Consider the following 20006-nt stretch of genomic DNA (forward strand, 5'->3'; position numbering starts at 1 on the left):
AGAAGCCTTTCTTGATGAACTTCCAACCCTGCGAAGTTCGGTGGAAATCACACTCTGGGTTGGGGCAGAAGGGCGGCTTTGGACAGGTCGGGAGTTCGCGCATTCCCGGTCACTACGCACACCCCGTGCCAGGTACATTCTTCGGACCACAACTGATGGTTTGAAGAAACGGCTTCGAAATCTCCGGGCTGCGGGGGCCTTTCCTGGACTGGCGCCGAAAATTCGCTTCCCTACCAGAATGCGACTGATGACCTTCGCGCTCCTGGGAATCGCAATCGCCATCGCAGCGGGACCCGTGCACGCTGAAGATGTATGGATCGACGTAGAGCAACCCCATGCGGATGCCATCGAATCGGGGCCCGTTCCGCTGATCGAGGTCCGGGGAAGGGCCGGAACCGTGGGCCGGGGCGCCCTGGATCTGGTGATCGTGCTCGATGCTTCCAAGAGCACCCGCAACTCGTCTGGGGCCGATCTCAACAGCGATGGCCATGTGGGCGGCTATGGATTCCGCTACCGACGCGGCCTCGGTTCGTTTCTTCGAAATCCATTCGGATCAAGCGATCCTGCCGACTCGATTCTGTTCGCAGAACTCGAAGCCGTGCGCCGACTCGCCGCCAAGCTCGATCCGGATCGCATCCGCCTCGGGGTGGTGTCGTTCGCGGACAGCGCGATCATCCACTCGAGTATTGGCTCACCCTCTGGACAGCTTCTGACCTCGCTGAAGTTCATCGGACGAGAAACCCCGACCGGCCGAACGAACATGGCCAAGGCGATTCGCGTCGCGGCCGATGCACTCGGTGGCGCCCCTCACCCACGTGGAGGCAGGCGCGATCGCGCCATCGTCCTGCTATCCGACGGCGTGCCCACCGCGCCTCCGCCACAGCTTCGAGCCGCCGTACAGGCGGTGCAGGCCGCACTCGAGATCGCAGAGCGCGGCATCCGCATCTACACCGTGGGTCTGTCGATTCCAGAAGCGGATAGTGGAACGCTGAAGGAGATTGCCCACGTAGGGCACGGCGCCTACGCATCAATCGACGAACCGGCAACCATCGTAGACGCTCTACCCAACCTCGATCTACAGGGAATCGCAGCCGTCGAGGTGCAAAATGCCACGACCGGCGCGCTGGCGCGTGCGACACATGTATGGCGCGATGGAAGTTTCGGCGCGTTCGTGCGTCTGACGCCGGGACCAAACGAGTTGGTATTCCGCGCACGCGGCCCGAGCGGAGCTCTCACCGAGATGACTCGAACCGTTCACTACGAACATCGAATCCCGCAAAACGACGCCGACCGCGAGCGCGCCAACCGTCGCCTCGAATTCATGAAGGAGTTGATGCGCGAACGCACCGTGCGCATGGCCGTCGAGCGCGAGATGGAGCAAGCCCGAGAGCGGAAGAAGCTCGAACGGGACATCAAGGTCGAAGTGGACGAATAGAGGCCGTACGCGAAGAGCCTCTTCGGCCCTGAGTTTCCGCTCACGACGGCCCGGGAACCCACCGGGTCGCAGCAGCGACCCGGTGGGTTCAGGACTAATTTCCCAGCATCTGCTGAAGCATCGCCGCAAACTGCATCGGATCGGTGCCCTGGTTCGCGAGAAGCTGCATCAGATTCGCTGAAAACGTCGTCGTGCCGGTCGAGAGCATGCTCTGCAGATCTCCATTGGACACGATTTCGTCGAAGCTGCCGCCTGCGATCTTGACTCTCGAGTTCACGATTTCGATCTCGAGATTGACTCCGCCACCGCCGCCCGTTTCTCCCGCGACAACCGATTCAGCGAACTCTTCCTGGATCTGCTCCATACCCTCAGAACCCGCCTCCTGAACCGCGTCGAACTTGTGCTCCAATTTCTCCGCCAGGCGGGAGTCCTGCTCCTGCTTCACATTGAGCGCCATCTTCTTCAGAGACCCCTTCGACTTGCCCATCATCTCGTCCATCGCCTGTCCGTTGGCTCCGGCATTTTTCTGACCCGTCTCAGCTTGAGCACCCGCGGTTCTTGGTAAGGTCTTCTTCGCAGACCCTGGCTTCGAGTCCATCCGGACGCTTCGTCGCTGCTTGGCGTGCTCGACAATCTCCGGCCGCGCAGTCTGCAGCGCATGGGCCTTGGCCATATCGACTGCCATACGCGCGGGCGGCTGCGTCTTGGGCTTGAGGGTCCCCGGTGCGCTCATCTTCTGAGACCAGCCCTCCCAGGGATCGGCACTGCCGTTCACGACCAGTTCCATCGGCACCTCGCCACCGCCGATGGCCGCAAAGCCCGGGCGCACGAGGATCTCGCTCTCGATCGCCCGATCAATTCCGCGCACACCGACCAGGCCGCGAAACACCGCCATGCTCGAGTGATCCGGCTCAACCGCCACGGAGAAGCGCGTGCCTTTCACGACCAGGACCGCATCGTGGGTCTCGACTTCGAAAGTATCGTCACCGCTTCGCTTGAGCACGTCGAATAGCGACGTTCCCTGCTCGAGACGCACGCGTTCGCTCCCCTGCTGACCCGGATCCGTCGCCAGGCGCAAGACCGAACTCGGGTACAGGCGCAGGCTGCCGGTCGCCAGGTGAACCTGGACTCGTCCGTCCGGACCCGTTCGAACCGTGTCATAGGGTCCGAGGTGATCTCCGTTTTTTGCGGCGCGCCAGATGGGAGGCACACCAGTACCGATTTCCACCTCGCCCATCACGGTTTCGAGGTAGGTCTCAGAATTCGGGCTAGCCGCCGTGAACATGAGCGCTGCGCAGATCGCGAGCGCAGACCTCGCATACAGCGCTCGCCCGAATGTGGCGAATTGCATCATCTCGATTACCTCCGGTCCCCTCTGGGTTTTCAAAGCTCCGTCTTCAGGTAGACCCCGAGGACGTGTCGTTCGTAGTCATAGGTATCGACGTTGGAAATCTGCTGGCTGTAGCGCCAGGCGAATTCCATCTCGATGTATTTCCGAGGTTTGAAGGAAATCCCGAGCCGGCTATCGAAGATCGTGTCGCGACGACGCATTCGATCGAACGTGCCGACGCCTTCATCCGTCAAGGAATGCACGAGGTTGTCGTTGTCGTACATCTCGCGCGAGACCGTGATCGCAGCCGTGAGTTTGAAGTCGCGCGGCAAAGGCACGATCGCGCGGGCCAGGGCCGAAGAGCGCTCTCGGTCGTAGTCGCCGCGAAAGCCGAGCAGATCTGTAGAAGCTCCTGTGCGCGTCTTCGAAAACGATCCACCGAGAGCTCCAAAAGCGTCCTTGCCGAAGGGCAGAGCGAAATACTGGGTCAAGCCTCCCGACATCGTCAGGCCGCTGCGCTCCAGCGACGAAAACACCGCTTCGTCGATATAGCCGCGACGGGTCAACTCTCCGTGGATGCGCAGCACACCCGCCCGGGGCCCGAGTTCGATCAGCACACTCGGCTGTCCGGTGAGCGAACGCGAGTAGCGCTCGGTATTCAGCAGACTCGCCACGTACAACCCGTCGAATTGCAGGCTGACCCGCGGCTTCACGCGCCAGGTCGCGGTCATGAAGGGCATGTGATTGACAGAGTCGAAACCTTCCAGATCTTCGTGCTCGGACCGGTTGAAACGGTACCCCAGGGCCAAACCGGCCTCGGGTGTCTTGAACGCCTGGTAACGGAAACCCGCCCCCAATAGCCATTTGCTGTCGTCTTCGCTGGTCGTCGAACCCGGCAGCTGATCGCTCTCAAGAGTCACATTCGAATCGGACTCGAATCCCGCAGAGGCAAACAGACTAAGGCGCCGGGGCGTATCGCGAAGAGGCTGTTTGGCGAGCGCTTCCTTCGCCACCCGCGCGATCTCTCCGGTCTCATCCAGACTTGCGGCTTCCATCAACATCCTTCGCGCCTGTTCATCTTCGCGGCGCGCGAGCGAATCCAGTCCCTCGATCAGCAGCGCTTGAGCTTTCAGCTCTGGCTCGTACCAGTGCGCAACAGCGAACGCACCCGAGGCCTCTCGAGTCCTGCCAAGAGCCCTCAGCGCAAGACCGCGGTAGAAATGAGCCGGTCCCGGTTCAGAACCTTCGTCTACCGCGCGAGCCAGCACTTTGAGGGCTTCCTCGTAGCGACCGGCCTCGTGCAGAGCTCGGCCCAGCTGAAAAATCCCATCCGGGCGCCTGTTGGGCCAGCGCGCCACGAAGACCTCGAACGCGGCCGCCGCTTCCTTCGGCCTGCCCAGCTTCGACAACGCCATCGCCTTGGCCCAGATCAGATCCGGATCGTCAGGATGCGCTGACAGAGCACTTTCGAGCTGCGCGAATTCGGGATCTTCGGGCATCTCCCCGGCCCAGCCGAGCGAATTCACAAGAGCGGAAAAGCTCAAGACCAGAACGGTCCACAAGATGCCCCTCACCCGTCCCCCAGAGTCTCGTCCTAACTAACTATTCGTAATGCGGGACATAGGACTTGAGACACAGTGCGACAGTTCTGATGGGGGAAATAGCTCAGCAACACGCAACCCGGACGCAAGAACGGCCGGGATCCCTGCGGACCCCGGCCGTTTTCAGAGCCGAATCGACTCGGCAATCTTGCGGACCCGATGCTGCGCCTTCGGCTAGAGCACCGGGAGTTTCTTCGTTCAGGAAGCCGGGTCCTGGTACTCGAGGCCGATGCGACCCAGCCGAACCTTGAACTCGGACAGAATGCTGCCAGTCAGAAGCCCCTGCGCCTTCTCCTGATCGAGCTTGCGCAGATCCTGGCCCTGGAACATCACGGGCTCGTCGAACCCGCCGATCTTCTCGATCTGTTCCTGGGTCGCGCGGCGAGCTTCCTTGACGGCCGTGTCATCCCCGCTGCGACGCGTGAAGACCTTGAGCATATGGCCCGTCATCTCCTTCTGCATCTCCTGGATTTCGTCACGGCGCTCGGGCTGTTCCTTGATCAGTGAGCCGATCCGGTTCTCACCGAAACCCACGTGGCGACGCTCGTCGGCAATCGTGCCCCGGAGCGTATGCGCGAACTTGGGATTCACGCCGCGGTTCGTGGCCTCACTGAACTCGAATACCGTGAAGGCCAGGCCTTCGAGCACGATGTTCTGCCCGACTACACCGGCCAGGAAGTCGCCCTTCTCGACCTTCTCGAGCAACACGGCAGCGAAATTCGCCAGATCCGGGCTGGCGTGCTCGGCGATGGTCGCCTCGAGGTCTGACTTGCGCACTCCGAGATCGAGCAGGCGCTGCGTGAAGATCTCGACATGACGCGCTTCGTCCAAGGTCTGCGTGGCGAGGAAGCGCTTGCTCTCGTGGTCCGGAGCCAGATTGATCAGGCCCGAGGATGCCGCCAGCGCCGCCCGCTCACCAACGACCAACTGCACGACGTTTCGCACCGACTCATCGCGGAGTACGGGATTGTCGAGAATGAATTCGGGCTCGCTTTCGCCCTTTTCATGGCCGAACTCCGTCTCCTCCAGGTAGCCCTGAGGACAGGATTCGAGCCAGTTTTGAATCGAGTATGCACTGAGAAAATTTGACATTTAGTGTGATCCTCCAAAGGCCATGATAGCAGGCAGCGCGACTGTTTGGGCTGCGGCCATCCGCCCCCCGAACTCGAAGCGAGGCGCATCGGCTAGCCCCAGCGCGGGCGAAAGCCCCGCCCGATGCCGAGCTCGTACGTCCCGATCGACTCCGGCGCCATCATATCGGCAGGTGGGTGCGCCTTGCCCGCACGCGCATCGCGAAACAGTCGTTCGAGTCCCATCTTTCGGAAGATGCCGGGTCCACCGGCGATATCCATCGCAAAACTGACCACCTTCAGACTGTTGCCAGACGAAAGGGTGACGCCGAATCAGGCACCAAATGAAGTCATGTTCGCAAACACGGTGTTCGCGGGTTGAATCGGCGGCCTGGCCGCATCTGGAATAAACACATCGTTGAAGTCGGCATCCCAGCTCTCCTGGCCGCGACAGACCACACCCTCGGTATCCTTCAGCAACATCAGCATGGCAACTCGCGGTGTATCGCCTCCGTCTTCCACACGAACCAGAGCACCGTTCACGTCGGCGGCCGGAACATTCGAGTTGTAGGCCTTGCTGCCATTGATTCGCCAACCGCCATTGGTCTTCGTGGCTGTGGTCTGAGGCAGGAGGTAGGCCCCCGTTACACCCGTCTCGCTGAACGAGCCCGAAAGAATGGACTTGTTCTCCCCCATCGTTTTCAGCATCGGTTCCGCGATGGCCCGAACCTCGGGAGTTTCCCGTTGGAGATCAAACAACCGACAGCCCACGCCGAAGATATGCATGTTCACGCCAATTGCGGTCCCGGCACAGCCCTGGGCCAGTTGTTCCTGGCAGGCGCATAGCTCGAGCAGGCGCACGGGACGAGCATCCAGGGGTTTGGGCAGCAAGGTCGGAAAGGACGAGAAAGCGGCATCGTCGTTCAATGCTCATCTCCTTTCAGAAAGAAAGCAGAGATTCGCAACGCTCTGCTCAACGCTTGCGCTTGCGGCGCATCTCTTCGATCTGCGCCTTGAACTTCTCCTGTTCTTCCAGATAGCGGTGGCGATCTTCCCATGTCGCTCCCCGATGTCGAACATCTGCGGCAGTGAGTTCAGCGGTCCAGGAGGCGAACTCGAGCAAGACCCCGTCGGGATCGAAGAAATAGAGCGAACGCACGAATACATCGTCGCTCACGTCCGCGCTCACCTGCATGGGCGAGTTGTCGTGATTGATGATCTCGGTGACCTCGATGCCCTTGTCGATCAGGCGCTTGCGGTACTCGTCGATCTTCTCGGCCGGGACGTCAAAGGCGACGTGGTTCATCGAACCATGCGCGCTGGTATGCGAGCCGCCCGGAAATTCCTTCGGCGCAGCGATGCCGGGAGATGCCTCCGGTGCCTCGGGGAACCAGAAAAACGCCAGAGCATCTCCACCTCCAATGTCGAAGAAGAAGTGCTGCCCCATGCCGCCCGGGAGATCGATCGTCTTGGTCAAAGGCATGCCCAGAACCTGTGTGTAGAACTCGACGGTGCGCGCCATATCCTTGCAGACCAGGGCGAGGTGGTTGATTCCCCTGAGTTCGAATTCCTCGTTCTGATGCTTCCCCATGCTCTCACCTCCTGCTTGCAGCCTTCCGGCCTGCGAATCACTCTATCACCAATCAGTTCGTACCAGACCCGTGCACCCTGGCCTTCGTCGCCCCGGGTTTGATTGTTTGCCAGACCGTGATAGTGGTCAGGTGCATAGTGATCGGAGGTCCCCGGAAATGAGCGAATCCCTCACCCGACTCGAGCGATCCGACGGCGTCGCGGTACTCACTCTCGACCGACCCGCCAAGCGCAACGCCCTTTCCCGGGCCTTACGTGAGGAGCTGATCTCGCGACTCGACGCGCTCGCAAAGGACGAAGGCGTCTCGTCGGTGATCCTGACCGGCGCCGGCCCGGTCTTCTGCGCGGGCTTTGATCGCTCGGAATTCGCAGGAAACGAAATGGCCGAAGTCTTCTCCGACGCGGTCGAATACCACGATCGCGTCTACACGTTCGCCAAACCCCTGGTTGCCGCCGTGAACGGCGCTGCCCTCGGTGGCGGGTGTGATCTCGCCGCCATGTGTGATCTGCGCATAGCCGCGCGAACAGCAGTTTTCGGACAACCCCAGGTGCGGTTCGGGGCGGCGGCCGCCTACGACCTGATGCGCGAAGTCATGCCCACCGGACCCGCGCGCGAGATGTGCTTGACCGGTCGTCCGTACAGCAGTGAAGAAGCTCTGTCCATCGGATTGGTCAATGCAATTCACGAACCCGAAGTCCTGCTCGACGCTGCACGCGAACTGGCCTCTTCGATTGCGACACTTCCCGATGGCTTGCCCGCGGAGACGAAGCGTCAATTCCTGGTCCGGCAACCCCTCCTGTTCGCTTCCTGAAAAGGGACCGCGTCAGAAAAGCCGCTCGGCAATCCCCTCGGAAGTAACGCTCCAGGGAGTCCACACGAGTGCGACGCGCTCGATCAACAGATCGGCTTTGCGGGGCCGGATCAGGCGCTCCTGTAGCGGAAGGGTCGCTGGATCGACGTTTTCCGCGACCGTCGCAGTCGCGTCTGCGAATTCCTCCTCCAGCTCGTCGAGCTTCCGACGCAACTCTTCCAGGAGTTCCTTCGCGCGTTCGACGTCACCGGCTTCGCGCGAAATGCGCCCCGCTCCGCGCATCGTGGTTGCCGCTCTGCCAACACTCGACGCCTTGCGGCCGAAGAGCGCGCCCAGAACCGTGGCCGCTGCAGAAACGACGGTCTGGAATTTCTGTTGTTTGTGCTGCGACTGCTCGCGCTCGACACGCTGCTGGGCCCTCAGAATGCGCTCGTCCAGACGGGCCAGTTTGGGAGAAAATTTCCGACGCAGCTTTTCTACGGCCAGATCTCGCCGTTCGCGCGCAGCGAGAGCGAGTCTGCCGCGAAAGGCGCCCTCTTCCTCCTTTGGCTGCGAGTAGGTCTTCAGCTCCGAACAATGAAAAAGCGTCAGCGGCAAGTCTCGATAGGCGGCTGACTTCAGGCGCTTCTGCCACGAGGCATAACTCCTGACCCGAGTGGCGGCCGCAGGCAGGTCGGCCAGGCTCGCACCGGCTACGGGATCGTCTTCGAGCACAGGGAGACCCGGGAGTCGTTCTGCGCCATCCCACGGATTTGCGGGTGGGTCGTCGTTGAGCAGAGTCAGAAGATGCGCGTTCTCCCAGTAGTCACACTTCGAACGCGCGTCGGCATAGTGCAGGCTTGCCAAACCGAGCAGCGCCGGTCGATAGACGAGCCTTCCGGAGCCGGGTTTCCCGGGGGCACGCGACAACCAGTACTCCTCGATCTCGGGCGGGAGTAGCGCTCGTTCGAATGCATCCGAGGGTTCTGGCAACTGCGCTGCGACACCCATTTCCGTGACAGGGTGCCGGGTGGAAGACTGTCTGGCGGAAGGCTGTTTGGCAGCCTTCTTCGGGGACAGAAGACGGATCTGTTCGCGGGTCAGTGGCCCGCGCAAATAGGACAGTGTCCAGCGCGTGTGAAATAGTTCGGGACGGTCTTCGTGCACGTTGTTCATGAGGAACACCCGGCTCTTGAGCCCGGACAGAATGCGATCCACCTGCTGACGATCGAAATTCCCGCCAGCGCTTGCAGCCACTCCTTCCAGTCCGTCGAGCACGCGCGCCTTGTCGCGCTCAGTCTGCAACCGGCCCAGAAACCAGGTGCCGCAGTTCGAAAGCCCCTTGTAGTCCAGATCAACCGGGTTCTGCGTCGCCAGCACGACTCCCAGTCCGTAAGCACGCGCCTGCTTCAGCAGGGTGAGCATGGGAATCTTCGACGGGGGGTTCGCTGTGGGCGGGAAGTAACCGAACACCTCGTCCATGTACAGCAGCGCGCGCAAACTCGAAGTCCCCGGCTGTGAGCGCATCCACGACACCACTTCGTTGAGCAGCAACGCCACAAAGAACATGCGTTCGCGTTCCGACAGATGTGCAATCGACAGCACGGCGAGTCTCGGCCGACCTTCGGGCGTGTAGAGCAACCGGCCGACATCGAGAGGTTCGCCCTCCATCCAGGCGGAGAAGCCCGGTGAAGCGAGGAGACTGTTCAAGCTCATGGCGAGTTCGAATCGCTCTGCGGCGGGAAAGAACGACTCCAGGTCCACGACGCCCAGACGTTCAAAGGGCGGCACCTGAATCTCGGCGATCAGCGATGCAATCTCGAGATCGCGCCCCTCGCGCCATGCGCGATCGACCAGGTTCGACAAGAGGATGTGTTCTCGACTGCGGATCGGATCGGCTGTGATCCCCAGGAGCGAGAGCAAACCGGAAACCGCCGCCTGAACCCGATCGCGCAGGGCATCGTCATCTTCCGCCACGGCGGCCGATGGGGCGGCCAGCGAGCGCAGCACACACAACGGTCGGCCGACTCGACTTCCCGGTGTGTAGATCGCAACTTCGGCCGAATTGCGAAAGCGTTTGATGCGCTTTCCGCTCTGGCCCCACTCGGCCAGTCCCTTCTTCCAGAGTTCGGCGATACGCCCTGCGTACTGTTTGACGGTCATCGCCATGCGCGCGGCTTCCCCGGGGTCGACCCACGGTTCGAAGGCCTCGGCCTTCAAGCCGGGAAAGGTGAGCGCCAAATTCGAAAGATCGCCTTTGGGGTCGATGACGAGAGCGGGAATTCCGTCGATCGCGGCCTCTTCCAGAAGCCCGATGCACAGTCCGGTCTTGCCACTGCCAGTCATGCCGACGCAGAGTGCGTGCGTCGTCAGGTCCTTGGAGTCGTACAGCAGCAGTTCGTCCTTGAGCTTTCCCGCTTCCGGGTCAAAGACGCGCCCGAGATAAAACGCTCCGAGTTTTTCGAAATCCGCGCTCAAGCCAATCCTCCCAATCGTCTCAGTCCTGCGCGTGTATCGAGCGAACTGGAGATCGAACGCCTTCACGTGTTTAGATTAGACGAATTGCATGCGAGGTGGCGCGATGAAGCTCGGATTGATGCTCGGCTACTCCGGACCGAGACTGCAGATTCCGATCGAGCGAGTTCAGCTGGCCGAACGGCTGGGTTTCGATTCGGTCTGGACGGCAGAGGCCTATGGTTCAGATGCGATCACGCCGCTCGCCTGGATCGCAGCGCACACGGAGCGCATCCGGCTCGGCACCGCAGTGATCCAACTCGCCGGCCGCACACCCGCGATGGCCGCAATGCAGATCGGGACGCTCGATCAACTGGCACCGGGCCGCGTGATCTGTGGGCTGGGCGTATCGGGACCGCAGATCGTCGAAGGCTGGTACGGGCAACCCTGGGGAAAACCCTATTGGAGAATCCGCGATTACGTGCAGATCATGAAGAAGATCTTCAAGCGCGAAGAGCCCGTCGAACACGCCGGCCGTGAGTTCAACCTCCCGTTTACGGGCGAAGGCTCGCTGGGAATCGGGAAACCGCTGAAGTCGATTCTGCACATGAATCCCGAGATCTCGATCTGGCTCGGTACGGGCACCGATATGAATGTGCGTTTGACCGCCGAAATCGCCGACGGCTGGATGCCGCTCGGCTTCGTACCCGGAACCCTCGAGGAGTATCGCGCGGTGATCGAGGAAGGATTCCGGCGCGCGGGCAACGGCAAGAGCTGGAAGGACTTCGAAATCCAGGCGATGACGAGCGTAATCGTGACCGACGACATCGGAGCTGCATTGCAGGCCCCGAAACCGATGATCGCGCTCTATGTCGGCGGAATGGGGCACAAGAACAAGAACTTCCACAACGACATGATGGTCCGTCGCGGATACCCCGAAGCCGCCGCTCGCATTCAGGAACTCTATCTGGCCGGCCGCAAGACGGAAGCGGCCGAAGCGGTACCCGACGAATACATCGATGAGGGCGCCCTGCTCGGCCCACCGCAGCGAATTCGCGAGCGCTTTCGTGAGTGGCTCGACGCCGGCGTCACCGGATTGACCCTCACCACAGGGGATGAGCGGGCCATGGAGCTGATGGCAGATCTCGCGAAAAGCTCGAACTGAGCGGCGCAAGTGGTGGACGATACTGGACTTGAACCAGTGACCTCCGCGATGTCAACGCGGCGCTCTAGCCAGCTGAGCTAATCGTCCGGAGCCTGCCGGCCGGAGCCGGAGGAGCGGCGGCTAGTATAGCGGCCGCGAGCGAAATCTCAGCAGGGGCAGGAACGAACCCGCCTGCAATAGGGCCGTGAGCGAAAAGAACCCCGCGTAGACCTCGAGCGGCGCACTTGCCCCAACCAGAAGCCGACCCAGGGCAATTCCGACCAGGGCCGGTACCAGACTCGAGATCACGGCGGTGGTGACGCCCGCGATCACCAGCGTGCGCGCAGGCGCATCGGACGGCGCCAGGTGGAAAAGCAGCTTCGTATCGGCCACTCCGAATCCAGCGGACAACACAGAACGCCCGAAGAACACCGCAATCGCCAGCGCGAATGCACTCGGCCCGGGTTCGCGAATGGCCAGTAGCGGCAGCAATAGAATGCCCGCACCCACAGAGCAGACGATGAACACGGGAACCGGTCCAAGACGATCGGCCACCCGTCCCCAGAGATACAGTGACACGAAGCCCCCCGCGAAGACCGCAAGAGTCATGAGAATGAGCTCGGCGTCCGAGAATCCGACCTCTCTGCGGAGCATGACGATCGCAAAGGTCCCACTGGCCTTGCGCAAGGCGCCGAACCAGATGACCCCGGAGAGATAGCGGCGCAAATCGAGTCGCTCGCGCAACACGCCGAAGGCATCTCGCACGCGGATCGCAACACCCGTTCGCTCACTGCGCTCGGGCAGGCGCGCAATCAAGCCCACCCGGATCACACCGCAGACCCAGGCCCCCGCGAACACCGGGCCAAAGTCGCCGGGATGCGCGCCCAACCAGAACTGCGACCCCAGGTAGTAAAGGATCAGCGCACCGTGCCAGACAGAACGGATGGTTCCGAAAAAGCGTCCCGTTCGCCCCGGTTCCATGAAGCCGTTGAGGATCGGAAACCACGCGGTATTGCCGACGCGCAGACCCGCCGCGACCATCGCGATACTGGCGAGCACGACCGCGATCGCCAGACTCTCTTCTTGCAGAGCAAGGCTCGAGAAGAAAAGCAGCGGTGCGCCTCCAGCGAGCGCCACGAGCTGACCCAGGAGCAGGATGCGCCGCTTCGAAACGCGTCCGATCCAGCGCAAAGTGGGAAGCTGGAGCACCTGCATGAAATGGGGAAGTCCGCTCTGCAGACCCACGACCGCCTCACTTGCACCCAGCGATAGAAGCGCGAGCGTGGGGATCTTCTCGCTGAAGACATCCCAGAACGTCATCCCGAACGGATGACTTGCGACCGCCATTCGTCGGCCGCGAGCGCGTTCCGAAGCATCGAGGGGTGGAGCGGTCTGAGCGGGTTCAGAAGTCGCTTCGGAATGCTTCAATCGGCCGCCGTGTTCGCGAGGCTCGCGCTCAAGTCCCACAACTTTCGGGCATCCGCGTCGTTCAAAGCTGCGGGGCGGGGTTCGTGGAGCCTGCAGTCGTAATAGTAACCACCGCTGGCTTCGGCTACTTCCGTCGAGCGCGCCAGATAGATCGACGTCTCCGCTCCCTTTTCGGGACTGCGCGCAAACGGCCGCAGCGGTGCCCAGACCAGCTTCGCCAACCATCCGTTGTTGGCGGCCAGTCGCGTCGAAACCAGACCCGGATGCAACGCATTCACCGTTACGTCGCGAGCCTCGAGTCGCCGCGCAAGTTCGCGCGTAAACAGAAGGTTCGCAAGTTTGCTCTGGCCGTACACGCGCATCACGCCGTAGCTCTGCCGTCCATCCACGTTGTCGAAATCAAAAGCCCCGACACCGCGATGCGCATCGGAAGATACATTGACGATGCGCGAAGGCGCGCTCTCGATCATGCGTTCGAGAAGCAGATTCGTCAGCAGGAAGTGTGCGAGATGGTTGACCGCAAACGTGGCCTCATTTCCGTCCACGGTCTCCTCGCGACGCAGATTCACGATCCCCGCGTTGTTGATCAGGATATGCAGAGGCTTCGCGCTCGCCAGAAACGCCTGCGCCGCAACCCGCACCTGGTCCAGGGATGCAAGGTCACCACTCAAGAGATCGACCTCGGCATCGGGGGCCTCGGCCTCGATCACCGTGCGCGCCCGCTCACCGCGTCTAACATCGCGACACAACAAGACGAGTTTCGCTCCGCAACGCGCGAGCTCGATCGCAGTCGCCAGCCCGATGCCGCCGGTCGCACCGGTAATCAGGCAGGTCTTGCCGTCGAGTCTCTCCGTCATCGGAACAGGAGCTTGGCCAGCTCCGACCTGAATCTCTGAGCCGTGGGATTCTGAGCTCCGAGAACATCGAACACGTCGATCATCGCCTTGCGCGCCGCCTCGTCTTCGTACCTGGGATCGCGTCGCACGACCTCGATCAAGACTTCGAGGGCTTCTTCGTAACGCCCGCCTCCACTCAGCAACTGACCGAGTTCGAGTCGCGCTCGAAGATCGTCCGGGTCGGCGCCGATGCGCGCCCGAAGCGTGTCTTCACCCTCGACACCCCCGGCCGCCAGGCGTGTGCGCAACTCGGCGGCCAGGCGCTCCACATCGGGCGCGATCGCCGCATCGGCGGGAATCCGACCGAGCAGGCGCAGCGCCTGTTCGAATTCGCCCGCCTCCGCATCGATTCGAGCCAGAAGAAAGAGCGCACCCGGATGGCGGGCCTGTTTTTCGAGCGCGTCGTTCAAACGTTCCTGGGCTGCTGAGGTGTTTCCCGCCTGGAGAAACTGCCCGGCCTCGGCGACCAGCTCGTCGGCCTCGCTCGGCAGCAACTGGGCCAGGAAACGCCTTGCATCCGCTTCGGGAACCAACCCCTGAAAGGCGGCGACAGGCTCGCCGTTCTTGAAGCCGACTACGGTGGGAACGCTGCGAACACCCAGGGAAGCTGAAACCTGTTGCGCCTGATCGACGTCTATCTTGGCGAGAATGAACTCACCGGCATGCTCCTGCGTCAATCTCTCCAGCATCGGCCCCAGTTGTTTACAGGGGCCGCACCAGGGAGCCCAGAAGTCGACGACCACCGGAGTCTGGTGCGATCGCTGGATCACCTCGCGCTCAAAATCGGCTTCGTTCACATTCAGGATCCAGGTCGCGTTGGCCATGACCCGAAACTGCCACAATCCGCCGATGCCCGTCGAGGCCACCTGGAAATGATGAGGTTCGCATTGCGTCCGATAGACTGTCCAAGATGAAGAGAGTTCCAGACAGGCGGTTTCCCGGTATCACCGGGTTCGCGGCAGTTCTGTGGCTGATCGCGGCCTTCGCCGCCCTCCCGGTCCGTGCGGCACCCGACGTACCGGAAGGCGCCTTCGGCTCCGGGGCCGTGCAGAGCGGCAACGCTCGCGTCGAAGCCCGACTTCTGGTCGATCAGGCGGCCATCGCACCCGGCCAGAGCGTCCGCGTCGGCGTGCTCTTCGAACTCGATCGCGACTGGCACATCTACTGGCGCAATCCGGGCCAGTCCGGACTCCCGACCCGACTGGACTGGAAGACTCCCGGAGCCCGAGTCGGAGCCATCCGCTGGCCCGCGCCGCACGTGTTCCGCGAAGCGGATGGTTTCATCACTACCTATGGTTATTCCGACTCAGTTCTGCTGAGCAGCGAAGCGCACTTTGAAGCGCGCGCCGGTGAAACACTCGACCTCGCAGTCGACGTCGATTTCCTGGTCTGCAAGGTGCAGTGCATACCCGGCAGCATTGCACTGCGACGCGCACTGCCCGTCGCGGAGCAGGCGCAGGCGGCGGATCCCGCCACGCTGAAGGCGTTTTCCGAGTGGGATGCGCGCGTGCCCGTACCGGTCGAAAAACATGGGCTGACGGCCGATGCGCTTTACTCGCAGAGTGCAATCCGTCCCGACGACCGTTTCCGCGCCGCGATCTCCCTGGTGTGCGAGGACGACTCGGCGACCTGCAGCGGTCTGCGCCCAGCCATGCGCGACAGCAGCGAGGCCTTCGTTCCAGACCGTGTCGAGTCGATCGAACTCGAGGTAACCGGTACGCGCAGACATCCGTTTGCCGACGGACTGATCCTCACGCTGGCGGGAACGGCGAGTTCCGATGAACACCCGGGAGAACAACGCCTTGCCGGAGTGGCCGTGCTCGAAAACTCGAACGGCGCCCCCGTGCTGATTGAGATCGACCTGGCCCTACCCCGCGCTGCGGCCGGGACCGAAGTCGTGGCGATTGACAACCCCTGGCTCGAACCGGAAACCGCTCCGTACCATGCAGCCGCTGTTCCCCTGTGGCAGGCGTTCCTGCTGGCACTGCTCGGCGGTCTGATCCTGAACCTGATGCCCTGTGTTCTGCCGGTGCTCGCAATCAAGGTTTTCGGAATCGCCGAGCGCGCCCACGAGGACCGCCGCGAAGTCCTTTCCCACGGCGCCGCCTATACGATCGGCATTCTCGTTGCGATGGCCGTGCTGGCCGGGGTGGTGGTCGGCCTGCGAGCCGCGGGTACCGCGGTCGGTTGGGGTTTCCAGTTTCAGGAACCGATCTTCATCGCTGCGATATGTGGCGTGTTGCTGGTTTTCGCTCTCAATCTGTTCGGCGTGTTCGAAATCTCCGCGGGAACCGGGCTGACGTCAAGAAACGCGGCATCGGGTCTGCGACGCAGTTTCTTTGAAGGTCTGCTCGCGGTCGTCGTTGCAACACCCTGCTCCGCCCCTTTCCTCGGCACCGCCGTGGGTTTTGCCTTCGCGAGTTCCCCGCCGGTCATCTTCTCGGTCTTCTTGGCGATTGGACTCGGACTGGCCGCACCGTTTGTGGCCATCACGCTGGTACCCGGATGGGCACGACTGATTCCGAAGAGCGGAGCCTGGATGCTTCACCTGCGCGCGGGTCTGGGCTTCGCCCTCCTGGCGACGGTCGTCTGGTTGCTCTGGGTGGCGGGGCGCAGCCTCGGCTCCGACGGAGTGATTCTCCTGCTCGGTTTCTTGATGCTGCTCGGGGTCGCGACCTGGATCTTCGGAGCCGTGCAAGAGACGCGCGAGGACGGACGCGCTCCCGGGACCGCATTGCTGCTGAGCAGCTTCGCGCTGGCTGCCCTCGCATGGTTGCCTCTCCAGCCGATCGCAGCGCCAGACGCTAACGCGCCCGCGAGCGCCGACGCAGATGGCGCGCGCCCCTTTGCTCCGGCGGCGATTGCGGCGGAGCTCGCGCTGGGTCGGCCGGTCTTCGTCTACTTCACTGCAGACTGGTGCCTTACGTGCAAGGTGAACGAGCACGTCGTGCTCACGGACCCGCGGATTGCGGACGAATTGCAGCTTCACGACATCGCCACGTTCAAGGCCGACTGGACCCTGAGGGACGAGGAGATTCGCAGGGAACTGGCCCGTTTCGGCCGCGCCGGAGTCCCCATGTACCTGGTCTATGACCCGCGCAACCCATCACAGCCGAAGTTACTGCCGGAACTCTTGACCGTAGATCTGCTGATCGACGCTTTCCGATCCGCTGGAACCCGGGCTGCAAATCGAAGCTGAGAGCGCTGCTCAACGTCGGAAGCGGGTGAAACCCTTCCGAGGAGGACTCTCATGAAGCTCTCTCACATCCTGCTGGGCATCATCGCCGTCGGCCTAGCATTGACGCTCGCCTTGCACGCGACTTCCAGCCGCGCCGAAAACCTCGCGAAAAGCCGCACCCTGGCCGGCCCAGCCGCCGTCGGAATGCCCGCTCCCGATTTCAGGGCGCGTGACGAAAATGGCGTCGAACACAGGCTGGCCGACTACCGCGACAGACTCGTGGTCCTGGAGTGGACGAATTCCAATTGTCCGTTCGTCGCCCGACACTACCGCAAAGATGCGATGGAAAAGCTCGCAAAGAAGCTGGGCGCCAAGGGCGTGACCTGGCTTGCCGTCAACTCGACGCATTCCAACACGGCCGCGGAAACGGTCGCGTGGCGCGATTCCCAGGGATTCGAATACCCGACGCTGCAGGACAATGACGGCACGCTCGGGCGTCTGTTCGGAGCGCGCACGACACCGCATATGTTCGTGATCGGGCCCAAGGGTTTGTTGCGCTACGCTGGAGCGATCGATAACGATCCTCGTGGGCGCGTTGAGTCACCCAGGAACTACGTCGATGAGGGCATCTCTTCGCTACTTGCCGGCAGCACTCCGGATCCGGGTTCGACCCAGCCGTACGGATGCAGTGTCAAGTACGAGCGTCGATAACCGCTACAGCCGGGTGTGGCGCAACTCTGTCTCGAGAATCGCAGCACAACCGAGTTCTTCGAGTTCGTCCATTACCCGGTGTACGCGATCCTTTTCGACCAACACCTTCACCGAGAGCCAGTCTTCATTCTGAAGTGGCTGAATTGTAGGTGAGGAGAAACCCGGCGTGATCCGGGTCGCGGATGCAATCTGACTGGCCGGGCAGTTGTACTCGAGAAGCGAGTAGCGCGACGCCACCAGTACGCCGTCCATCCGACGCAGCAAGAGGTCCCGGGCTGCGACGTCCCGAGGGTGTGCATTGCCGATCAGCACGGCCTCGGCCTGGATCACCTCGGCCAGCTCAGCGAGGTCATTCTCGACCAGGCTGTTTCCCGTCTCGACCACTTCGACGATCGCGTCCACCAGACCGAGCAGCACCATGACCTCGACCGCGCCTTGAATTTCGAGCAGATGCACGTCTTTTGCGCCCTCAGCTTCGAAGTAGCGGCGGGCCAGGTTGAGGAACTTGGTGCCGATCACGCGACCCGAAAGATCCGCAGCATTCCGGAACGGAGCGTCTTTGTGCGCCGCGATCGCAACGCGGCAGCGCCCAAAACCGAGTTTGCGGTGCTCGATGACGTCGACTTCTTTTTCGGCGACCTGGTCACTACCGGTCACGCCGAGATCGACCACCCCCTCGGCGACCAGCAGCGGAATGTCCTGCGTATTGCAGAAGATCAGGCGCGTCTGGGTGTCGTTGCACACAGCGAACAAGCGACGCTCGGAGAGCCGGAACTCGAGTCCGGCGCGGCGCAGGAGATTCAGTGAGGGTTCCCGCAGTCGCCCTTTCGAAGGAATCGCGATTCGAAGCCCGTCCTCACTCAGCACTTCCATCTCCCTCGCGGGCGGCTTTTTCGGCCAACCCACTCGTTCCAAAACGCCGCTCCAGTTGTTCGTAAACCCGCTGGACCGGCAACTCACACGCAGCCAGCAGAACCCAGAGGTGGAAAAGCAGATCCGCGGCCTCGTGGGCCGTGTGGTCCGCATCGTCTGCGCCCGCCGCCTCGATGAGTTCTTCGGTCTCCTCTCTGAGCTTCGCCGCGATGGCCGGTGTGCCGCCGTCCAGCAAGGAGACCACGTAACTACCCGTCGGACGGTGTCTTGCCCGCTGAGAGACGACCTCGGCCAGGCGATCGAGAATCTCAGAACTCATCGGCTCGTCCTCCGACCTGCGACCCTGGAAGCGTCTTCGCCTTGCTCATGACAGAGAACCTCGATTCATCCGGCCCGCCCGGATCGCGTCAGCGGGCCGGAGAGGGATCTAGAGGCAGCAGCAGATACCACGCCTGCCGGTTCCAGGCCAGCGACTTTCCGCCATCCGGCCCGGGCCCCGATAGCGGGAAGCTGCCTCGAAAACTCGCAAAATGCACATACGAGCGTGTATCGGATTCCGGAACTCTCGCGTTTTCTTCGCATTATTTCGCGTGACACCAGCGGGGTGTTTAAGCCACCATATCGATAAGCGTTGCTCTGGCTGATTTCGGCATTCTCGAAACCGCCCTCAGCTGAAGCGATTCTTGTCCTGTGGGTTAGTCTAGGAATCGCATGTCCTGTTTGGGAAGGGAGGTCTGTGGTTCGAATCCGGAGCGCTCACGCGTTCCCAAGAGGCAGGCATACCGCATTCTTTGGAGGGGCATCGAGATGAAATGGCTGGCCGCATTGTGCGCAGCTCTGGTTTTGCTGGTCTTTTCTGGTCCAGCTTCCGCCAAGCTATTGCAGATTCGCTACGAAGCCAGCGACGCCTATGGCTGGATGGCACCTCCGACGTACGGGCTTCGTATGGATGGAGTATTTGGTGGCAACGATGTCGTCACCTTCCACTTCAACACGGTCTACTTCGACCTCTTCGATGATGGCAGCGCCCTTCTGCACGGCGACATCAGCGTCGTCGAAGTCGACGGTGGCGCGCCGGGCGCCCACGCTTCGACCTGGGACATGAACGTCTTCTTCCAGCACGACGCGGGATTCGTCGGCCAGCCGACGCTCGACTACTACCACCTGATTTCTCACGGCGCCGAACTTCGCAATCAGGCCGACGCTCTGGATGTGATCGACCTGTTCGAAGCGCCCGCCGATGGCTCCATGCCTCTGCAACTCGGAATCGGTGCGTTCCCGAAGCACAAGTGTCATTCAGACGAAGCCTGCCTCGGTGCGACGGGCTGGCTTTTCTGGGAGCACGACGGAGCGGACAACTACGACTTCATGGAAACCGGCCTGGTCGCCGACTTCGTGTTCGAACTGACGCCGACCGAGGTTCCCGAGCCCGCAGTCCTTGGCCTGATCGGCCTCGGACTCGCAAGCGGTCTCGCACTGCGCCGCTCCAGGCGCTGATTCAGGAA

The 20006-nt window shown here is 62.1% G+C and carries 18 protein-coding genes and 1 tRNA gene; 6 read left to right on the top strand and 13 right to left on the bottom strand.

The window, feature by feature from the left end:
* The first annotated feature begins 247 nt into the window (after positions 1-247).
* On the top strand, positions 248-1435 hold the full coding sequence (locus GY725_14870; protein MCP4005473.1) for a VWA domain-containing protein: 1188 nt from the start codon (positions 248-250) through the stop codon (positions 1433-1435).
* A 94-nt stretch (positions 1436-1529) separates the two neighbouring features.
* On the opposite strand, the gene GY725_14875 is transcribed toward GY725_14870, so the two are convergent.
* The 6 genes from GY725_14875 to GY725_14900 all read right to left on the bottom strand — a co-directional run bounded on the left by GY725_14875 (position 1530) and on the right by GY725_14900 (position 7027).
* Positions 1530-2789, bottom strand: coding sequence for a FecR domain-containing protein (locus tag GY725_14875; protein MCP4005474.1), 1260 nt, complete (start codon positions 2787-2789; stop codon positions 1530-1532).
* A gap of 29 nt (positions 2790-2818) precedes the next feature.
* Positions 2819-4339 (bottom strand): tetratricopeptide repeat protein, encoded by a 1521-nt coding sequence (locus GY725_14880; GenBank protein ID MCP4005475.1) that lies wholly within the window; start codon positions 4337-4339, stop codon positions 2819-2821.
* A gap of 225 nt (positions 4340-4564) precedes the next feature.
* Positions 4565-5458, bottom strand: coding sequence for a ferritin-like domain-containing protein (locus GY725_14885; GenBank protein MCP4005476.1), 894 nt, complete (start codon positions 5456-5458; stop codon positions 4565-4567).
* 92 nt (positions 5459-5550) lie between these two features.
* Entirely contained in the window at positions 5551-5733 is a 183-nt protein-coding gene (locus GY725_14890) for an acyl-CoA/acyl-ACP dehydrogenase (protein MCP4005477.1), read from the bottom strand.
* A 36-nt stretch (positions 5734-5769) separates the two neighbouring features.
* Positions 5770-6363 (bottom strand): hypothetical protein, encoded by a 594-nt coding sequence (locus GY725_14895; protein ID MCP4005478.1) that lies wholly within the window; start codon positions 6361-6363, stop codon positions 5770-5772.
* 46 nt (positions 6364-6409) lie between these two features.
* Positions 6410-7027: a VOC family protein gene (locus GY725_14900; protein MCP4005479.1), complete on the bottom strand. Its 618-nt coding sequence runs from the start codon at positions 7025-7027 to the stop codon at positions 6410-6412.
* 157 nt (positions 7028-7184) lie between these two features.
* On the opposite strand from GY725_14900, the gene GY725_14905 reads away from it, so the two are divergent.
* On the top strand, positions 7185-7838 hold the full coding sequence (locus GY725_14905; GenBank protein MCP4005480.1) for an enoyl-CoA hydratase/isomerase family protein: 654 nt from the start codon (positions 7185-7187) through the stop codon (positions 7836-7838).
* A 12-nt stretch (positions 7839-7850) separates the two neighbouring features.
* Here the strand turns inward: GY725_14905 and GY725_14910 are convergent, their stop codons facing one another.
* Entirely contained in the window at positions 7851-10310 is a 2460-nt protein-coding gene (locus tag GY725_14910) for a DUF87 domain-containing protein (protein MCP4005481.1), read from the bottom strand.
* Between the two features lie 88 nt (positions 10311-10398).
* On the opposite strand from GY725_14910, the gene GY725_14915 reads away from it, so the two are divergent.
* Positions 10399-11436: an LLM class F420-dependent oxidoreductase gene (locus tag GY725_14915; protein MCP4005482.1), complete on the top strand. Its 1038-nt coding sequence runs from the start codon at positions 10399-10401 to the stop codon at positions 11434-11436.
* A gap of 10 nt (positions 11437-11446) precedes the next feature.
* Here GY725_14915 and GY725_14920 read toward each other — a convergent pair.
* The 4 genes from GY725_14920 to trxA form a co-directional block, all read right to left on the bottom strand.
* A tRNA-Val gene (locus GY725_14920) sits at positions 11447-11523 on the bottom strand.
* Between the two features lie 33 nt (positions 11524-11556).
* Positions 11557-12843, bottom strand: a complete 1287-nt coding sequence (locus GY725_14925; GenBank protein MCP4005483.1) for an MFS transporter — start codon at positions 12841-12843, stop codon at positions 11557-11559.
* Positions 12840-13700 carry an SDR family oxidoreductase gene (locus GY725_14930; GenBank protein MCP4005484.1) on the bottom strand — a complete coding sequence of 287 codons (861 nt, stop codon included), beginning with the start codon at positions 13698-13700 and terminating at the stop codon, positions 12840-12842. Before GY725_14930 ends, GY725_14925 begins: the two co-directional genes overlap by 4 nt.
* A complete protein-coding gene (trxA, locus tag GY725_14935; protein ID MCP4005485.1) occupies positions 13697-14563 on the bottom strand; it encodes a thioredoxin in 867 nt (288 codons plus the stop codon). Before trxA ends, GY725_14930 begins: the two co-directional genes overlap by 4 nt.
* Before the next feature lie 86 nt (positions 14564-14649).
* On the opposite strand from trxA, the gene GY725_14940 reads away from it, so the two are divergent.
* Together GY725_14940 and GY725_14945 are read left to right on the top strand one after the other, a co-directional pair.
* Positions 14650-16938: a thiol:disulfide interchange protein gene (locus GY725_14940; protein ID MCP4005486.1), complete on the top strand. Its 2289-nt coding sequence runs from the start codon at positions 14650-14652 to the stop codon at positions 16936-16938.
* Positions 16939-16989: 51 nt separating this feature from the next.
* The gene (locus GY725_14945) at positions 16990-17628 is read left to right on the top strand and encodes a redoxin domain-containing protein (GenBank protein ID MCP4005487.1); all 639 of its coding nucleotides are present in this window, start codon (positions 16990-16992) and stop codon (positions 17626-17628) included.
* Between the two features lie 3 nt (positions 17629-17631).
* Here GY725_14945 and hisG read toward each other — a convergent pair whose 3' ends face one another.
* On the bottom strand, positions 17632-18495 hold the full coding sequence (hisG, locus tag GY725_14950; protein MCP4005488.1) for an ATP phosphoribosyltransferase: 864 nt from the start codon (positions 18493-18495) through the stop codon (positions 17632-17634).
* Positions 18485-18820: a phosphoribosyl-ATP diphosphatase gene (hisE, locus tag GY725_14955; GenBank protein ID MCP4005489.1), complete on the bottom strand. Its 336-nt coding sequence runs from the start codon at positions 18818-18820 to the stop codon at positions 18485-18487. Before hisE ends, hisG begins: the two co-directional genes overlap by 11 nt.
* 488 nt (positions 18821-19308) lie before the next feature.
* Between hisE and GY725_14960 the strand changes: the two genes are divergently transcribed.
* Positions 19309-19998 carry a PEP-CTERM sorting domain-containing protein gene (locus tag GY725_14960; GenBank protein ID MCP4005490.1) on the top strand — a complete coding sequence of 230 codons (690 nt, stop codon included), beginning with the start codon at positions 19309-19311 and terminating at the stop codon, positions 19996-19998.
* Positions 19999-20006: the final 8 nt, after the last annotated feature.

Source organism: bacterium, assembly GCA_024226335.1.
GTDB lineage: Bacteria > Myxococcota_A > UBA9160 > SZUA-336 > SZUA-336 > JAAELY01.

Coding starts and splice junctions, on each gene's coding strand:
- GY725_14870 (MCP4005473.1), top strand. CDS start 248: ATGACCTTCGCGCTCCTGGGAATCGCAATCGCCATCGCAGCGGGACCC.
- GY725_14875 (MCP4005474.1), bottom strand. CDS start 2,789: ATGATGCAATTCGCCACATTCGGGCGAGCGCTGTATGCGAGGTCTGCG.
- GY725_14885 (MCP4005476.1), bottom strand. CDS start 5,458: ATGTCAAATTTTCTCAGTGCATACTCGATTCAAAACTGGCTCGAATCC.
- GY725_14900 (MCP4005479.1), bottom strand. CDS start 7,027: ATGGGGAAGCATCAGAACGAGGAATTCGAACTCAGGGGAATCAACCAC.
- GY725_14905 (MCP4005480.1), top strand. CDS start 7,185: ATGAGCGAATCCCTCACCCGACTCGAGCGATCCGACGGCGTCGCGGTA.
- GY725_14915 (MCP4005482.1), top strand. CDS start 10,399: ATGAAGCTCGGATTGATGCTCGGCTACTCCGGACCGAGACTGCAGATT.
- GY725_14930 (MCP4005484.1), bottom strand. CDS start 13,700: ATGACGGAGAGACTCGACGGCAAGACCTGCCTGATTACCGGTGCGACC.
- trxA (MCP4005485.1), bottom strand. CDS start 14,563: ATGGCCAACGCGACCTGGATCCTGAATGTGAACGAAGCCGATTTTGAG.
- GY725_14940 (MCP4005486.1), top strand. CDS start 14,650: ATGAAGAGAGTTCCAGACAGGCGGTTTCCCGGTATCACCGGGTTCGCG.
- GY725_14945 (MCP4005487.1), top strand. CDS start 16,990: ATGAAGCTCTCTCACATCCTGCTGGGCATCATCGCCGTCGGCCTAGCA.
- hisE (MCP4005489.1), bottom strand. CDS start 18,820: ATGAGTTCTGAGATTCTCGATCGCCTGGCCGAGGTCGTCTCTCAGCGG.
- GY725_14960 (MCP4005490.1), top strand. CDS start 19,309: ATGAAATGGCTGGCCGCATTGTGCGCAGCTCTGGTTTTGCTGGTCTTT.